Here is a 15,779-nt window from a genome sequence, read left to right on the forward strand (position 1 = left end):
GTGACACGCGTAAGCTGTATCGGTCGCACAGCCGACCCACCCCTTACGCCCCGTCCTGACGCCGGAGTCCCAGTGCCCAGCCCCTACCGCGCCATCTTCGCCCTGCCCGGCACCAAGAGCTTCTCCGTGGCCGGGTTCCTGGGCCGGATGCCCCTGTCGATGATGGGCATCGGCATCGTCACGATGGTCTCGCAGCTGACCGGGCGCTACGGCCTCGCCGGCGCCCTGTCGGCGACGGTGGCGCTGTCCGCTGCGGCGATCGGACCGCAGATCTCGCGTCTGGTCGACCGGTACGGCCAGCGGCGCGTGCTGCGCCCGGCCACGCTGGTCTCGCTCGCCGCGGTCGCCGGCATGCTGCTGTGCGCGACATACGGGGCCCCGGACTGGACGCTGTTCCTGTGCGCCGCGTTCATCGGCTGCGTACCGAGTGTGGGCTCGATGATCCGCGCGCGCTGGGCCGTCCTCTACCAGGACGCGCCGCGGCAGCTGCACACGGCGTACTCCTTCGAGTCCGTGATCGACGAGGTGTGCTTCATCTTCGGGCCGATCCTCTCGATCGGGCTGTCCACGGCGTGGTTCCCGGAGGCCGGGCCCCTCCTTGCGGGCGGTTTCCTCGCGGTGGGCGTCTTCTGGCTGACCGGGCAGCGCGCCACCGAGCCGGCGCCGCACCCGCGCACGCAGCACAGCGGCGGATCGGCGCTCCGCGCGCGCGGGTTGCAGGTCCTCGTGACCACGTTCGTGGCGACGGGCGCGATCTTCGGGGCCGTCGACGTGGTGACGGTGGCCTTCGCCGAGGACCAGGGGCACAAGTCCCTGGCCAGTGTGGTGCTCGCCGTGTACGCGTCGGGGTCCTGCGTCGCGGGCGCCGTCTTCGGCCTGCTGCACTTCACGGGGGCGCCCGCGCGCAGGTGGCTGGTGGGGGTCGTCGCGATGGGCCTGAGTATGATCCCCCTCCAACTGGTCGGGAACCTGGCGTTTCTGGCCGTGGCGCTCTTCGTTGCGGGCCTGTCCATCGCACCGACGATGATCACGACGATGGCCCTCGTCGAGCAGCACGTACCACGCGCGAAACTGACCGAGGGCATGACCTGGGTGAGCACCGGACTCGCGGTCGGGGTCGCGCTCGGCTCCTCCGCGGCCGGCTGGGTGATCGACGCCGCCGGTGCGAGGGCCGGGTACGGGGTGCCGGGGGTCGCCGGCGCCGTCGCGGTCGTCGTCGCGTTCCTCGGCTACCGCCGGCTGCAGCAGCCGGTTCCGCGGCGGGGAGGAACGATCGATGAGCACGGCGCAGACGGGCAGCGGCGCGAAGAGCGGCGCAACGTGGCGTAACTGGGCGGGGAACGTCACCGCGCGTCCCGTACGGGAGGTGACGCCCGCCTCCGTGGAGGAGCTCACCGCGGCCGTACGCAAGGCGGCGGAGGACGGTCTGAAGGTGAAGGCCGTCGGCACCGGCCACTCCTTCACGGCGGCGGCCGCCACCGACGGGGTGCTGATACGCCCTCAGCTGCTGACCGGCATCCGCTCGGTCGACCGGGTCGAGGGCACGGTGACGGTCGAGGCCGGCACCCCGCTCAAGCGGCTCAACCTGGCCCTGGCCCGGGAGGGCCTGTCGCTCACGAACATGGGCGACATCATGGAGCAGACCGTCTCCGGCGCCACCAGCACCGGCACGCACGGCACGGGCCGCGACTCGGCCTCCATCGCCGCCCAGATCAAGGGCCTGGAGCTGGTGACGGCGACCGGCGAACTCCTGAGGTGCTCCGAGAAGGAGAACCCGGAGGTCTTCGCGGCGGCCCGCGTCGGCCTGGGCGCCCTCGGCATCATCACGGCCCTCACCTTCGCCGTCGAGCCGCTCTTCCTGCTCACCGCACGGGAGGAGCCGATGAGCTTCGACCGGGTCACGGCGGACTTCGACGACCTGTATGCCGAGAACGAGCACTTCGAGTTCTACTGGTTCCCGCACACCGGGAACTGCAACACCAAGCGCAACAACCGCAGCGCAGGCCCCGAGGCCCCCGTGTCGCGGCTCAGCGGCTTCGTCGACGACGAGCTGCTGTCCAACGGCCTGTTCCAAGTGGTCAACACGCTCGGCCGCGCGGTGCCCGCCACGATCCCGGCGATCGCCAAGATCTCCAGCAAGGCGCTCTCCGCCCGGACGTACACCGACATCCCCTACAAGGTCTTCACCTCGCCGCGCCGCGTCCGCTTCGTGGAGATGGAGTACGCCGTTCCGCGCGCGGCCCTCGTGGAGACGCTGCGCGAGCTGAAGTCCATGGTGGACCGCTCGGACCTGCGCGTCAGCTTCCCCGTGGAGGTCCGCACCGCCCCCGCGGACGACATCACCCTGTCCACGGCGTCCGGCCGCGACAGCGCGTACATCGCGGTCCACATGTACCGGGGCACCCCGTACCAGCGGTACTTCACGGCCGCCGAGCGGATCTTCACCGCGCACGAGGGCCGCCCGCACTGGGGCAAGATGCACACGCGCGACGCCGCGTACTTCGCGTCGGCCTATCCGCGGTTCGGCGAGTTCACCGGGGTGCGCGACCGGCTGGACCCGGACCGGCGCTTCGGCAACGCCTATCTGCGCCGCGTCCTCGGCGACTGAGCGCGGCTATTCGGCGGGGCTCTGCCGGCCGGAGCCGGCGCCCGGCCCGGTACCCGTCTCCGAGCCCGCGCTCCCCGAGGGGGTCGGCGTGGGCGTCGGGGTCGGCGTCGCCTTGCCGTCACCGGAGTCCCCGCCGCTGTCCGCGCCGTCGCCGTCGTCCGGGTCGGAACCCGGGTCGGTCCCGGTCTGCGAACCGCCGGAGGTGCTCGGCGTCGGAGTGGGCGTGCTGTTCCCGTCCGTGGCCGGATCGCCGCCCTCCTGCGGTGTGCCGCTCTCGGAGCCGGTGCCGCTGCCGTCGGAGGGCTCCGGGGTGGTGCTGGGGGCCGGATCGCTGTCGCCGGACGACTTGTGCCCGCTGAAGGCGTCCCGGAACGTCGTGCTGCCGCTGTCGCCGCTGAAGCTGTGCCCGGCCACCAGCTCGTAGGTGGTGATGCCGCCCATGGTGACGCCGAAGACGACGGCGGCGGCGATCAGCGGCTTCTTCCAGCGCTTGACCCGGACCGTGTGCACGGTCCCCTCGGTGAACTCCTCGTCCCCGGGGGTCGTCTGGTGCGGGAGGCCGGTGGTGGCGGCCGGTCGCAGCATCCTGGTGGTGTCGTCGGCCGCGCCTGCCTGGAGGAGCTGCGTCCTGTCGGGATCGGCCGCCCCGAGGTACTGCGTCCTCTCCGGGTCGGCCGTCCCGAGGAGCTGCGTCCTGCCCGGGTCGACCGTGCCGAGGAACTGCGTCCTCTCCGGGTCCGCGGCACCCTGCGGCCGGCCGTCCGGTCCCAGGAGCTGCGTGCCGTCCGGGTCGGTCGTACCCGCCGGCCGCGTGCCGTCCGGGTCGACCGCTCCCAGGAGCTGCGTCCCCTCCGGGTCGGCCGTTCCCATCAGCTGCGTCCTGTCCGGGTCGGTCGCTGCGGACAGCCGCGTCCTGCCGGTGTCGTCGGGGAAGAGGTCGGCCACCCCTCCGGTGTCGAGCAGGTGCGTCATGTCCTCGTCGTCCGGGCCGTGCGACAGGGCAGCCGCCCCGGCGTCCGCCGCTCCCGGCGTGCCCCACGTCGTGGTCGTCGGCAGCGCGCCCGTGGCGGGCCGGGCGACGGGCGGTCGGGCTCCCGTGGCCATGGCCTTCGTGGCGTCCATCGACGCGTCCGAGCGGAAGGTGCGCGGGACCGGACGCCCTTCGGACGTGACCGGGACCTGTCGACCCTTGGGCTTCGTCTGCACCGCGACGTCACGTATCTGCTCGCCGGTACGGCTGAAGAAGTGCTGGAAGACGGTGCCGCCGCAGGTGGCGAGGGCGCTGACCACGCCCGCGCCCAGGATCGTCCCGTAGACGCCGAAACTGGAGGCGAGCTTCGCGGCCACGACGGCGGCGACGGCGCTGCCCGCCACCTGAGGCACGCTCAGATCCACCCGCTTCTTCCCCTGGGGCTTGTCCTGCTCGTCCTGGGAGTTGTCCGGCCTCACGCCCATTTACGACCCTTACCTGCCTTTCCCGACATCAGTCTGCTTTTCACACTGAAGCCCCCGAGACTACGTGAACTTCCTGTGCCGCACGAGAAAGGGACGTATGGCCGAAGTCCGTAGTTCCGTTTCCGGAGATTCCGTGAAGCACGCCACGCTCATCCCTCACGAAACGGACGGGTGCCCCGGAGGCGCCGGGCTCAACTCCCGCCACCCGTGAGAAGTTCGGCGGCGAGGCGATCCACGCGAGTGGTCCGAATGGAGTACTGTTGCGAGCCCTGGGTCCGGTCTCCCGCCAGGGTGTCCGGGGCCTGCCAGGACCGCCGAGAGGGGGCTCGTTGCACAGGGTGACGACTTCGGTCACTTAGCGTTGCGAACAGGTAACCGTGCCATAACGGCGCTCTCGGGTCGTCGCCCGACACGCCGGGCAACTCGGCAAGGTTGTGGCAGGCTGCACCCGGGCAGGCCACACTCGACTAGCGGAAGCAGCGACGCACGTGACGTCGGCAGGCACCACCCGGGAGGTCCCCATGCCCGAACTGCGTGTCGTGGCCGTCTCTAACGACGGCACACGGCTGGTGCTGAAGGCTGCGGACAGCACGGAGTACACGCTTCCGATCGACGAGCGCCTCCGGGCCGCCGTGCGCGGCGACCGTCCGCGTCTCGGCCAGATCGAGATCGAGGTGGAGAGCCACCTCCGCCCCCGTGACATCCAAGCGCGTATACGGGCAGGCGCGTCCGCCGAGGAGGTCGCCCAGTTCGCGGGCATCCCGGTGGACCGGGTGCGCCGGTTCGAGGGCCCCGTGCTCGCGGAGCGCGCCTTCATGGCCGAGCGGGCCAGGAAGACCCCCGTGCGCCGTCCCGGCGAGAACACCGGCCCCCAGCTCGGCGAGGCGGTGCAGGAGCGACTGCTGCTGCGCGGCGCCGACCGGGAGACGGTCCAGTGGGACTCGTGGCGGCGTGACGACGGCACCTGGGAAGTCCTGCTCGTCTACCGGGTCGCGGGCGAACCGCACTCGGCGAGCTGGACGTACGACCCGCCCCGCAGACTCGTCCAGGCGGTGGACGACGAGGCGCGCTCGCTGATCGGCGAGTCCGACGACATCGGTGCGCCCGAGCCCACGTTCCCGTTCGTGCCGCGGATCGCCCGGCTGCCCCGGGACCGGCCGCTGGACCGCGCCCTCGACCGGCAGCTGGAGCGTCCGACGCCGCCGCCCGAGCCGCCCCTGGAGGAGAACCTCCCGGCGATCGCCTCCTCGTCCGAGCGCGACTCGCTGACGAGCCTCCTGGAGGCCGTGCCGAGCTACCGCGGCGACATCGTGGTGCCCGACCGGCCGACGACGGCGCCCGAGCCGCCGCAGGAGGACCCGGAGCCACCCGTCGTCACCGCCGCAGAGCTGGAGGAACCGCCGGCGCCCGCCGCGTCGGCCGGGGCCGGATCCGCCTACGCGGACGTGCTGATGCCGCGCAGCGTCGCGGGCCACCGGGACCGGCTCACCGGCACCACCGACCGGCAGGCCGAGGCCGACGGGGTGCGCCCCGGGCGCCGGGCCGCCGTGCCCAGCTGGGACGAGATCGTCTTCGGTACGCGCCGCAAGAAGCAGGACTGAGGCAGCACCAGGCAGAGCTGTACGGGATGTGGGCCCGCGCCGAGTGAATCCGGCGCGGGCCCGCACCGCGTAGGGGAACAGGCGGCTACTGCGGGTCCGGGCCCGTCGCCACCGGCCGGGACTCGTCCGCGGACCACTCCGACCAGGAGCCGACGTACAGCTGTGCGTCGATGCCCGCCACCGCGAGCGCCAGGACCTCGTGGGCACCGGAGACGCCCGAGCCGCAGTAGACCCCGACCTGGCCCGGATCGCCGGTGGCGCCGAGGGCCTCGAAGCGTCCGGCGAGCTCCTCGGCCGGGCGGAAGCGGCCGTCCGGTCCGACGTTCTCCGTGGTCGGCGCCGACACGGCGCCCGGGATGTGGCCGCCGACCCGGTCGATCGGCTCCACGTCGCCGCGGTAGCGCTCCGCCGCGCGGGCGTCGAGGAGGAGACCGGAGCGGGCGAGCGCGGCGGCTCCGTCCGCGTCCAGGAGGCCGGTGGCACCGGGTGCAGGGGTGAAGGTGCCGGGCTCGGGCGTGACAACCCCGGTCTCCAGGGGCCCCTCCCAGGTGGCGAGACCGCCGTCCAGGACCCGCACAGCGGGGTGTCCCGCCCAGCGCAGCAACCACCAGGCACGGGCCGCGGCCCAGCCCTGTCCCCCGTCGTACACGACCACGGCGCGGTCGGCCGAGACGCCCGCGGCGCGCAGCGCGGAACCGAGGTCGGCGAGGTCGGGCAGCGGGTGGCGGCCACGGCCCGAGCCCGCGTGACCGGCGAGTTCCGCATCGAGATCGACGAAGACCGCGCCCGGGACGTGCCCCGCGACGTACTCGGCACGACCGTCGAACGCGGGTTCTCCCGTGGCCTTGGCGGTGCTGAGCTGCCAGCGGATGTCGAGCAGGACGGGCGGGTTCTCCCCGGCCAGCTCGCTCGCGAGTTCAGATGCGGTGATGATGGCATTCATGAGGGCCATCCTTGCTCATGGTCTGGCCCGAGGGCTCTCGGTCGGATAGCGTGCTCGATCGACTACCGAGCGTCATCCGGCCGGGCTCGGCCGGAACTGGACGCAGAACCGTCTTCGAAACACCGTTTCGGGCATTCTCTGTGCGGGCTCGACGGTGGTCGGCGCTGTCAGGGAGCGCCGCGCGGCACGGAGTGCCACCATCAGGCACGGGCGTGCTGCGACACGCGGTTTCCGATCGCGGGCCCTGCATGGGTCCGCTCCGAGGAGAGAGTGACGATGACCGAGGCAGCAGCCAGGCGCGCGCCGGGGACACCCTGCTGGGTGAGCCTGATGGTGCACGACATGGCCGCGACCCAGGAGTTCTACGGAGCACTGTTCGGCTGGGAGTTCCGGCCGGGGCCGGGACAGCTCGGCCCGTACGCGCGGGCGCTCCTCGACGGCAGGGAGGTGGCCGGCATCGGCAGGCTGCCCTCCGAGCGCCGGTTGTCGATCGCCTGGACCCCCTACGTGGCCTCGGACGACGTGGACGCGACCGCCGCGAGCGTGCGGCACTGCGGGGGCACGGTGGGCGTCGGCCCGCTGGACGCCGGTGAGGCCGGCCGGCTGGCCATCGGCTCCGACCCGTCCGGGGCGGTCTTCGGCATCTGGCAGGCCGCGGAGCACCTGGGCATGGCGGTGACCGGCGTACCGGGCGCGGTGGCGTGGAACGAGCTGGTGACGCGGGAGAGCGCGAGCGTGACCAAGTTCTACCGGTCGGTCTTCGGCTACACCGAGGAGGCCGTCCTCTCCGCCGACTTCGACTGCGTGACGCTGCTCCTGGAGGACCGCCCGGTGGCTTCCGTGCACGGCGTCGGGCACGCGCTGCCGACCGACCGGGGGTCGCACTGGATGACGTACTTCGAGGTCGCGGACGTCGACGAGGCGGTGGAGCGGGTCGCCGATCTGGGCGGGCACGCCATCAGGGCCGCGCGGGACGGGGCGCGGGGCCGGGTGGCGACGGTGGCCGATCCCGAAGGGGCCCAGTTCGCCCTGGTGACGTCGGCGCCGTGAGCGGTGGCTTCGGGGGGATGGGCGGCGGTCAGGCGACCGGCAGCACGTCGGGTGAGAGGGTTCCGGCGCGCGCCGTCGCGCTCGTCGTACGGCGGCGGTGGTGGCGCCGGCACAGCACCTCGTAGCCGATCTCGTCCTCCGCGTGGTTGACGTCGCCGACGACCACCTGGGCACCTTCCACGACCATCTCGCCGTTGATGGTGCGCGCGTTGTGCGTGGCGCGCGCGCCGCACCAGCAGAGCGCCTCGACCTGCAACACCTCGACGCGGTCGGCGAGTTCGACCAGCCGCTGCGAGCCGGGGAACAGCTTGGAGCGGAAGTCAGTGGTGATGCCGAAGGCGAAGACGTCGAGATCGAGGTCGTCGACCACCCGTGCGAGCTGGTCGATCTGCCCGGGCGCGAGGAACTGGGCCTCGTCCGCGATCACGTAGTCGACCTTGCCGCCCTGCGAGAGCCGGTCGACGACGTACGCGTAGACGTCCAGGTCGTCGGCGACCTCGACGGCGTCGGTGACCAGGCCGAGGCGGGAGGAGAGCTTGCCGGCGCCCGCCCGGTCGTCCCTGGTGAAGATCATTCCCTGGAGGCCGCGGGCCGAGCGGTTGTGCTCGATCTGCAGAGCCAGCGTGCTCTTTCCGCAGTCCATCGTTCCGGAGAAGAACACCAGCTCGGGCATGGCGGGTCGAGCACCTTTCGCGGGACGGACAGGGGTGGATCGGGACGGGGCTGTCAGGTCGGGGCGGATCGTCAGGAGCGTACTTCGAGGAGTGGGACGAGCTGTTCGGCCGGGGTCATGGAGCCGTGGTTGCCGACCATCAGGGACTCCTTCGGCTCGGTGCGCGAGGCGGTGATGAGCACGTCGTCACGGGCGGCCGCGATGACGTCGCCGAGCCGCTCGACCACCCGGGGATCGACCTGCGGGCCGAACCAGCCGGCGGCGATCGCCTCGTCGCGCCCGGCGATCCAGAACTGCTCGCCGAGGACCTCCCGCCAGACGGCCAGGACGTCGCCCTGCGCCCCCGGCACCGCGTAGACGTGGCGCGCCCGGCCCTCGCCGCCCAGCAGGGCGACCCCCGCGCGCAGCTCCCAGTCCTCGTCGAAGTCGATACGGGACTGCTCGTCGAAGGGGATGTCGAGCATGCCGTGGTCGGCGGTGACGTACAGGGCGCTGCGCGGCGGCAGTTGCTCGGCGAGGCGCTGGGCCAGCCGGTCGACGTACATCAGCTGGCCGCGCCAGGGGTCGGAGTCGACGCCGAAGCGGTGCCCCTTGCCGTCCACCTCGCTGTAGTACGTGTACACCAAGGAGCGGTCGCCCCCGGCCAGTTGGGCGGCGGCCAGGTCCATCCGGTCCTCGCCGGAGAGGCGGCCGTGGAAGGTGCCGCCGCTGAGCGCGATCTTGGTGAGGGGCGTCGACTGGAAGGCGGGCGCGGAGACCTGCGCCGTGTGCACCCCGGCCTCGTGGGCGCGCTGGAAGATCGTCGGGTACGGCTGCCAGGCCTGCGGCTTCGTCCACGGGTTCCAGCGGAGCTGGTTCATCAGCTCGCCGGTGGCGGGGTTGCGCACGGTGTAGCCGGGCAGGCCGTGGGCGCCGGGCGGCAGGCCCGTGCCGACCGAGGCGAGGGAGGTCGCGGTGGTGGCCGGGTACCCGGCGGTGATCGGGGTGCCGGTGCCGCCGCGGGAGGAGGCGAGAAGCGAGCTCAGGAAGGGCGCCTCGTCCGGGTGGGCTTTCAACTGCTCCCAGCCGAGGCCGTCGATGAGGAAGACGCAGGCGCGGTCGACGGGCGCGAGCTCCGGGATCGCGGCGGCGCAGCCGGGGACGCCCAGATGGGCGCCGAGCGTGGGCAGCAGGTCGGCGAGCGAGCCGGTGCCGTACGCCGGGACGGGAGCGGTGTGGACGGGCAGCGGCTCCACGTCGTCCCAGGCAGCCTGCGTCATCAGCGTCCCGCGTCCGCGGTGGCCTCGGAGAGGGACTGGGCGAAGGCGAGGGCCTGGCGCACCGTCTCGGGACCGTCGCCCGCTTCGCTGACGCGCAGGCTCAGGTCGTCCGCGGTGGAGCTGCCCGTGTAGCCGTGGTCCGCCTCGCAGTTGGGGTCGCCGCAGGCGGCGGGCTCCAGGTCGATGCGGGAGACGGCGCCCCAGCCGATGGTGAGCACGACCTCGCGGGGCAGCGTGCCCGGGACGTACTTCTCCGGATTGGCGACGACCCGGCTGAGCACGACCGACGAGATCCGGTCGAGCTTCACGGACTCCGTGGACGTCGTGGCGTACGGCGTCGGCGACGTGGTGTCGGCCGCCTGCTCGTCCGTGTGGCTCACGATGAAGCGGTTGTCGGTCAGGACCAGGACGGTGACGTGCCGGCGGACCTCGTTCGCGTCGAACGTGGTCTCCTGGTGCACGAGGTACGACGCGATGGGCTCGCCGCCGACCGCGGCCTCCACCGCCTCGGCCACGAGGGCCGGGTAGTAGCCGCTGCGCTCGATCGCCGCTCGCAACCCTTGGGTCGTCGTACTGGTCTTGGCCATGGGGCCCATTCTAAGGCCCGGGGAGGGGCCCCCGGTGCCCCTGTGGATAACCCCCGGTGCGGGCGGTGCGCGGGGTGCGGTCAGTACGCGGCGGGCAGGGTCCGGGGCCCGAGGTCGTCGCGGGCGGGCGGCGGCGCGAGCCGGACGGTGGCGCCGAGCACGGTCAGCGCGTGCTGGGCGACGACGACCGGTTCGAGGGTGACGCCGACCACCTCGGGGTGGTCGTCGACCAGGCGGGACACGCGCTGGAGCAGCTCCTCCAGGGCGGGGGTGTCGACGGGTGCGGCGCCGCGCCAGCCGAAGAGGATCGGCGCGGTCTTGATCGAGCGGACGACCGCGGCCGCGTCCTGGTCGGTGACCGGGATCAGTCGGTGCGCGGTGTCGCCGAGGAGCTCGGACGCGGCGCCCGCCAGTCCGAAGGAGAGCACCGCGCCGGCCGCCGGATCGATGACGGCCCGGACGACGGTGTCGACGCCGCGGGGCGCCATGGACTGCACGACCGGGCGCAGCTCGGCAGGTCCGCCCAGCTGCTCGGTGAGCTCGTCGTAGGCGCGTCGCAGGTCCGTCTCGTCGGCGAGGTCCAGGCGGACGCCGCCGAGGTCGGCGCGGTGGCGCAGGTGCGGGGCGGTCGTCTTGAGGGCGACCGGGTAGCCCAGGGCGCGGGCGGCGTCGGCGGCCCGGTCGGCGTCGGGCGCGGGCAGCGTCTGCCGGACGGCGATGCCGTAGTCGGCGAGCAGGTCGCGGGTGTCGTCCGGCGTCAGCTCGACACCGCGCGGGTCACCGTCCTTGCCGAGCAGTGCGGTGATCCGGGCGGCGGCCGCGGACTCGTCGATGTCCTCGTACTCGGGCACCTTGCCGGGCTCGGTCGCCTCGCGCCGCCACTGGGCGTACTTCACGGCTTCGGAGAGAGCGCGGACGGCGCGCTCGGCGGCGGGGTAGGCGGGGATCAGGCGGGGTGTCCCCGCGGCGGGCCCGGGGGTCTCGGCGGCCGGTGGGGGTGCCTGGGTGCCGGGGGCGCCCGGTGCGTTCGGCCCCGTGCTGGCCGCGGCGGAGAGCGCCTCGGCGAGCCCGCCCAGTTCCACGTGGACGACGCAGACGGGCTTGGCGGACGCGGCCGCGGCCGCCTCGCTCAGGGCGGCCGCCAGCTCCGCGTCCCCGGCCTGCCCCTCCCCCACGGCCGGCATCGCGGTGACGACGACGGCGTCGGTCTTGTCGTCGGTCAGCGCCTCGTCGAGGGCGGCGCGGAAGTCGGCCGCCGACGCCGCCGTGGTCAGGTCGCGGGGCGGCTTGGGCCGCAGCCCCTCGGAGAGGCACACGTCGTAGGTGAGCAGACCGAGCGACTCCGAGTTGCCGAGGATGGCGACGCGCGGCCCGGCGGGCAGCGGCTGGCGGGCCAGGAGCAGCCCCGCGTCGACGAGTTCGGTGATCGTGTCGACCCGGATGACGCCGGCCTGGCGCAGCAGCGCCGAGACCGTGGCATACGGGAGGCGGGTGGCGCGTACGGCGTGCCCGGTGGGCGCGATGCCGCTGTGCCGGGCACCCTGCACGACCACGAGGGGCTTGGCCTCGGCGGTGCGGCGGGCGAGGCGGGTGAACTTGCGCGGGTTGCCGATGGATTCGAGGTACATGAGGGCGACGTCCGTGTCCGGGTCGTCGTACCAGTACTGCAGGACGTCGTTGCCCGAGACGTCGGCGCGGTTGCCCGCGGAGACGAAGGTGGAGATGCCGGTGGCCCCGGTGACTCCCCCGCCCCTGCGGTGCAGCCGGGCGAGGAGGGCGATGCCGATGGCCCCGGACTGGGCGAACAGGCCGATGCGGCCGGGGCGTGGCATCTCCGGGGCGAGGGAGGCGTTGAGCCGGACGTCCGCCGCCGTGTTGACGACCCCGAAGGCGTTCGGCCCGATGAGGCGCATCCCGTAGGTGCGGGCCTGCCGGACCAGCTCCCGCTGGCGCTCGCGGCCCTCGGCGCCGCTCTCCGCGTAGCCGGCGGAGACCACGATCAGTCCTTGTACGCCGCGTGCGCCGCATTCTGCGACGACGCCGGGCACGTCGGGCGCGGGGACGGCCACGACGGCCAGGTCCACTTGTTCGGCCGGGTCGATGTCGCGCACGCAGCGGTGCACGGGGACGCCGTCGAGCTCGGTGAGGTCGTCGGGGAACGCCCTGTTGACCGCATACAGGCGGCCCGTGAACCCGGCGTCCTTCAGGTTCTCCAGGACGCTGCGGCCCACGCCGCCGGGGGCCCGCCCCACGCCGATGACGGCGACGGAGCCGGGGGCGAGGAGCCGCTGCACGGATCGGGCCTCGGCACGCTGCTCACGGGCGCGCTGCACGGCGACGGAGGCCTCGGTGGGTTCCAGGCCGAACTCCAGGCGGACCACGCCGTCCTCGAAGCTGCGCTTCTGCGTGTACCCGGCGTCCGTGAACACCTTGATCATTTTGGTGTTGGCGGGGAGCACCTCGGCGGCGAACCGGCGGATGCCGCGCTCCCGGGCGACGGCGGCGATGTGCTCCAGAAGGGCGGACGCCACCCCGCGTCCCTGGTGGGCGTCCTGGACGAGGAAGGCGACCTCGGCCTCGTCGGCGGGGGCGGAGGCGGGCCGGCCCTGGGAGTCGATCCGGTCGTAGCGGACGGTCGCGATGAACTCGCCGCCCACGGTGGCGGCGAGGCCGACGCGGTCGACGTGGTCGTGATGGGTGAAGCGGTGCACGTCCTTGGCGGACAGGCGGGGGTAGGGCGCGAAGAAGCGGTAGTACTTCGACTCGTCCGAGACCTGCTCGTAGAAGCTGGTCAGGCGCTCGGCGTCCGCGCTGGTGATCGGCCTGATCCGGGCGGTGCCGCCGTCGCGCAGCACCACGTCGGCCTCCCAGTGGGCGGGGTAGGCGTGCCGGTCCGACGGGGTCTCCATGCCGCAAGGGTAGGGCCGGGCACCGACAGTCGTACGGGTCGCGGCCCGCGCGCGTGGGAGGCAGGCTATGGAAAGCCGCGGAGCGGTGCGCCGGCGGGGCCCAGGTCCCCGTCGATCGCCCGGCCACGGTTGTGTGAGAATGGTCTAGACAACCTTGAGTCACTCGAAGGGCAGCATCACATGGCTGAGCGCCGCGTCAACGTCGGCTGGGCCGAGGGCCTCCACGCCCGCCCCGCCTCCATCTTCGTCCGCGCGGCCACCGCGGCCGGCGTCCCCGTGACGATCGCCAAGGCCGACGGCAACCCCGTCAACGCCGCTTCCATGCTCGCGGTGCTGGGTCTGGGCGCGCAGGGCGGCGAGGAGATCGTCCTGGCCTCCGACGCCGAGGGCGCGGACGCCGCGCTCGACCGTCTGGCGAAGCTGGTCTCCGAGGGTCTCGACGAGCTCCCCGAGACCGTCTGATCCCCCTCGTACCGCCGAAGCCGCGCGTTCCCTTTATGGGCGCGCGGCTTCGTCGTTCCCGCGAAGAATTCACGCGCGAGTACAGCCGCCCGGTCCACACGGAATCAGCGGCCGGTATCTATTGCCCTCCGGACACCATGCAGCGAAGCATGCACCAGAAATGCCAAGCGCCCGATCCGGCGATTACCGCACGTCTTTGTATACGGCCCTTTTATTAATGGGGAAGGCTCGCCGTGTTTACAGGACGTTGCGAAGTCCTCACGTGACCGGCGGCGCGCGGGACGCGGAGCCGGTGGGCGGCCGCCGCGCGCTCGGCGTGCAGCAGGGTCAGCGCGCGGGCACGCTCGGCGTCGCCGCGGGCCACCGCGTCCACGATGGCACCGTGCTCGGCCCAGGACTCGGCCGGCTGGGCCGGGCCCTCCACGACGTACATCCAGGCGATCTTGTGCCGGAGCTGGGTGAGCAGGGCGATCAGGCCGGGGCTGCCGGAGGCCCCCGCGAGGGTCTCGTGGAACCACCCGCCCAGGGAGCGCAGATCCTCGCCCTGACCGCGCCGCACCCGCTCCTGCCCCAGCCTGACCAGGCCGCGCAGGACCTTGAGGTGCGCCTCGGTCCTGCGCTGCGCGGCGCGCGCGGCGCCCAGCGGTTCGAGCAGCAGCCGGACCTCCAGCAGGTCGGCGGCCTCCTGCCGGGTGGGTTCGGCCACGCACGCGCCCGCGTGCCGCCGTGTGACGACGAAGCCCTCGGCCTCCAGGGTGCGCAGCGCCTCGCGCACCGGGACCCGCGAGACCCCGTAGCGCCGCGCGAGCACTTCCTCGGTGAGTCTGCTGCCGCGCTCGTAGACACCCGCGACGATGTCCTCGCGGATCGCCGTGCATACCGAGTGTGCGGGAATGCGCATGTCCCGACCTCCGCCTTCATCCCCGCGAAACGCGGTCGATCGACGCTTGTGCGAGCGCGAATGCCACCCTCCGGTCGCGCCCGCCCGGTGACTCTATTCCACCGCACTCGAATTTCCGACGCCGGACCGGAATCCAGGGATATTTTCTGGCCAGAAATGCGGGGCGCACGCGAAAGCCCCGGCTCGCCGAGCCGGGGCTTTCGCGTGCGGGTGCGTGCGCGTCAGACGTTCACGCCGTGCGAGCGCAGGTACGCGACGGGGTCCATGTCCGAGCCGTAGTCGGGCGTCGTGCGGGCCTCGAAGTGCAGGTGCGGGCCCGTGACGTTGCCGGTGGCGCCGGAGAGGCCTATCTGCTGGCCGGGGGTGACGGCCTGGCCGACGGAGACGCCGATGGAGGACAGGTGCCCGTACTGGGTGTACGTGCCGTCGTTCATCTTGATCACGATGTTGTTGCCGTAGGCGCCGCCCCAGCCGGCCTCGACGACGGTGCCCGCGCCGACCGCGTGCACGGACGTGCCGCTGGCCGCGTGGAAGTCGATGCCGGTGTGGCTGCCGGAGGACCACAGGCCGCTGCTCGCCTGGTAGCCCGTGGAGACGTAGGAGCCGGAGATGGGCGCCACGAAGCTGTTGAGCAGGCGCTTGCGCTCGGCCTCGCGGGCGGCCCGCTCCTTGGCCTCGCGCTCTTCGCGCTCCTTGGCGGCCTTCGCCTCGGCCTCGCGCTTGGCTTCCTCGGCCTTCTTCTTCGCCTCGGCCTCGGCCTTCGCCTTGGCGGCGGCCGCGTCGGCGGCCTTCTTCTGGGCGGCGGCCTGCGCGTCGATCCGGTCGGCCAGGGAGTCGCCGATGGCGATGGCCTGGGTCAGGCCGTTCTGCTCGGGGGCCGCGGTGTCGGCGGCGAGGGCGGGGGCGGCGAGGCCGCCCACCACACCGGTCGTGGTGAGCGCCGCGACACTCGCGACCTGCACGGTGGTACGCGTGAGGCGACTGGGACGACGGTGCTTCCCGGTGGCACGGGTGAACGCCATGTAGGGGCTGATCCTTTCCTTCCCTCTCGCCTACCGGGTTAGCTGACGGGTTCGGAGCAGGAAGGTCTCCTACGGGCGACCGTCCTGGCCTGTACGGCCGGAAGGCTGCCCGATTCACCCCAGGGACTGCGGTGGGTCCCCGGCTCCCCTGGCTCACGCCATGGGGGACTCGGCGATGACTGTCCGGTGTCGCGGGCGCGACGCGTGTCTGGCGAACAGCCGGACCGACGCTAAGCGGGACATCTTTTAATCAACAAACGGATCCCGGCTTTTGTAGCGCATGCCACAGAGCAGACAGGCAACCTCCGC

General features: G+C 72.9%; 13 protein-coding genes and 1 riboswitch. Of the genes, 5 read left to right on the plus strand and 8 right to left on the minus strand.

Annotation, left to right across the window (positions count from 1 at the left end; translation table 11 throughout):
• Positions 1-72 precede the first annotated feature (72 nt).
• Both ACIBW6_RS09895 and ACIBW6_RS09900 read left to right on the plus strand, forming a co-directional pair.
• Positions 73-1,329 carry an MFS transporter gene (locus ACIBW6_RS09895; RefSeq protein WP_399058602.1) on the plus strand — a complete coding sequence of 419 codons (1,257 nt, stop codon included), beginning with the start codon at positions 73-75 and terminating at the stop codon, positions 1,327-1,329.
• A complete protein-coding gene (locus ACIBW6_RS09900) occupies positions 1,277-2,608 on the plus strand; it encodes a D-arabinono-1,4-lactone oxidase (RefSeq protein ID WP_399058604.1) in 1,332 nt (443 codons plus the stop codon). Before ACIBW6_RS09895 ends, ACIBW6_RS09900 begins: the two co-directional genes overlap by 53 nt.
• Before the next feature lie 6 nt (positions 2,609-2,614).
• Here the strand turns inward: ACIBW6_RS09900 and ACIBW6_RS09905 are convergent, their stop codons facing one another.
• Entirely contained in the window at positions 2,615-4,063 is a 1,449-nt protein-coding gene (locus ACIBW6_RS09905) for a hypothetical protein (protein ID WP_399058606.1), read from the minus strand.
• 521 nt (positions 4,064-4,584) lie between these two features.
• Here ACIBW6_RS09905 and sepH point away from each other — a divergent pair.
• A complete protein-coding gene (gene sepH, locus ACIBW6_RS09910) occupies positions 4,585-5,664 on the plus strand; it encodes a septation protein SepH (RefSeq protein WP_399058608.1) in 1,080 nt (359 codons plus the stop codon).
• An 85-nt stretch (positions 5,665-5,749) separates the two neighbouring features.
• Here the strand turns inward: sepH and ACIBW6_RS09915 are convergent, their stop codons facing one another.
• On the minus strand, positions 5,750-6,607 hold the full coding sequence (locus ACIBW6_RS09915; protein ID WP_399058610.1) for a sulfurtransferase: 858 nt from the start codon (positions 6,605-6,607) through the stop codon (positions 5,750-5,752).
• A gap of 276 nt (positions 6,608-6,883) precedes the next feature.
• Between ACIBW6_RS09915 and ACIBW6_RS09920 the strand changes: the two genes are divergently transcribed.
• Positions 6,884-7,657 carry a VOC family protein gene (locus ACIBW6_RS09920; RefSeq protein WP_399058612.1) on the plus strand — a complete coding sequence of 258 codons (774 nt, stop codon included), beginning with the start codon at positions 6,884-6,886 and terminating at the stop codon, positions 7,655-7,657.
• Positions 7,658-7,685: 28 nt separating this feature from the next.
• Here the strand turns inward: ACIBW6_RS09920 and ACIBW6_RS09925 are convergent, their stop codons facing one another.
• The 4 genes from ACIBW6_RS09925 to ACIBW6_RS09940 all read right to left on the minus strand — a co-directional run bounded on the left by ACIBW6_RS09925 (position 7,686) and on the right by ACIBW6_RS09940 (position 13,085).
• Positions 7,686-8,330: a thymidine kinase gene (locus tag ACIBW6_RS09925; protein WP_399058614.1), complete on the minus strand. Its 645-nt coding sequence runs from the start codon at positions 8,328-8,330 to the stop codon at positions 7,686-7,688.
• A gap of 71 nt (positions 8,331-8,401) precedes the next feature.
• Positions 8,402-9,589, minus strand: a complete 1,188-nt coding sequence (locus ACIBW6_RS09930) for an alkaline phosphatase family protein (RefSeq protein WP_399058616.1) — start codon at positions 9,587-9,589, stop codon at positions 8,402-8,404.
• A complete protein-coding gene (locus tag ACIBW6_RS09935; protein ID WP_399058618.1) occupies positions 9,589-10,176 on the minus strand; it encodes a DUF5998 family protein in 588 nt (195 codons plus the stop codon). The genes ACIBW6_RS09930 and ACIBW6_RS09935 overlap by 1 nt, the downstream gene beginning before the upstream one ends.
• A gap of 80 nt (positions 10,177-10,256) precedes the next feature.
• Positions 10,257-13,085 carry a GNAT family N-acetyltransferase gene (locus ACIBW6_RS09940; RefSeq protein WP_399058620.1) on the minus strand — a complete coding sequence of 943 codons (2,829 nt, stop codon included), beginning with the start codon at positions 13,083-13,085 and terminating at the stop codon, positions 10,257-10,259.
• Positions 13,086-13,265: 180 nt separating this feature from the next.
• Here ACIBW6_RS09940 and ACIBW6_RS09945 point away from each other — a divergent pair, with 180 nt between their 5' ends.
• On the plus strand, positions 13,266-13,547 hold the full coding sequence (locus tag ACIBW6_RS09945) for an HPr family phosphocarrier protein (RefSeq protein ID WP_324769149.1): 282 nt from the start codon (positions 13,266-13,268) through the stop codon (positions 13,545-13,547).
• 214 nt (positions 13,548-13,761) lie between these two features.
• Here the strand turns inward: ACIBW6_RS09945 and ACIBW6_RS09950 are convergent, their stop codons facing one another.
• Together ACIBW6_RS09950 and ACIBW6_RS09955 are read right to left on the minus strand one after the other, a co-directional pair.
• Positions 13,762-14,448, minus strand: a complete 687-nt coding sequence (locus tag ACIBW6_RS09950; protein WP_399058623.1) for a GntR family transcriptional regulator — start codon at positions 14,446-14,448, stop codon at positions 13,762-13,764.
• A 221-nt stretch (positions 14,449-14,669) separates the two neighbouring features.
• On the minus strand, positions 14,670-15,470 hold the full coding sequence (locus ACIBW6_RS09955; RefSeq protein WP_399058625.1) for a M23 family metallopeptidase: 801 nt from the start codon (positions 15,468-15,470) through the stop codon (positions 14,670-14,672).
• A 12-nt stretch (positions 15,471-15,482) separates the two neighbouring features.
• A riboswitch (cyclic di-AMP (ydaO/yuaA leader) is annotated at positions 15,483-15,655 on the minus strand.
• Positions 15,656-15,779: the final 124 nt, after the last annotated feature.

This window comes from Streptomyces sp. NPDC049813, from assembly GCF_044465085.1.
In the GTDB taxonomy this organism is placed as follows: Bacteria; Actinomycetota; Actinomycetes; order Streptomycetales; family Streptomycetaceae; genus Streptomyces.

Coding starts and splice junctions, on each gene's coding strand:
- ACIBW6_RS09950 (WP_399058623.1), bottom strand. CDS start 14,448: ATGCGCATTCCCGCACACTCGGTATGCACGGCGATCCGCGAGGACATC.
- ACIBW6_RS09935 (WP_399058618.1), bottom strand. CDS start 10,176: ATGGCCAAGACCAGTACGACGACCCAAGGGTTGCGAGCGGCGATCGAG.
- ACIBW6_RS09945 (WP_324769149.1), top strand. CDS start 13,266: ATGGCTGAGCGCCGCGTCAACGTCGGCTGGGCCGAGGGCCTCCACGCC.
- ACIBW6_RS09900 (WP_399058604.1), top strand. CDS start 1,277: ATGAGCACGGCGCAGACGGGCAGCGGCGCGAAGAGCGGCGCAACGTGG.
- sepH (WP_399058608.1), top strand. CDS start 4,585: ATGCCCGAACTGCGTGTCGTGGCCGTCTCTAACGACGGCACACGGCTG.
- ACIBW6_RS09955 (WP_399058625.1), bottom strand. CDS start 15,470: ATGGCGTTCACCCGTGCCACCGGGAAGCACCGTCGTCCCAGTCGCCTC.
- ACIBW6_RS09930 (WP_399058616.1), bottom strand. CDS start 9,589: ATGACGCAGGCTGCCTGGGACGACGTGGAGCCGCTGCCCGTCCACACC.
- ACIBW6_RS09905 (WP_399058606.1), bottom strand. CDS start 4,063: ATGGGCGTGAGGCCGGACAACTCCCAGGACGAGCAGGACAAGCCCCAG.
- ACIBW6_RS09915 (WP_399058610.1), bottom strand. CDS start 6,607: ATGAATGCCATCATCACCGCATCTGAACTCGCGAGCGAGCTGGCCGGG.
- ACIBW6_RS09940 (WP_399058620.1), bottom strand. CDS start 13,085: ATGGAGACCCCGTCGGACCGGCACGCCTACCCCGCCCACTGGGAGGCC.
- ACIBW6_RS09920 (WP_399058612.1), top strand. CDS start 6,884: ATGACCGAGGCAGCAGCCAGGCGCGCGCCGGGGACACCCTGCTGGGTG.
- ACIBW6_RS09925 (WP_399058614.1), bottom strand. CDS start 8,330: ATGCCCGAGCTGGTGTTCTTCTCCGGAACGATGGACTGCGGAAAGAGC.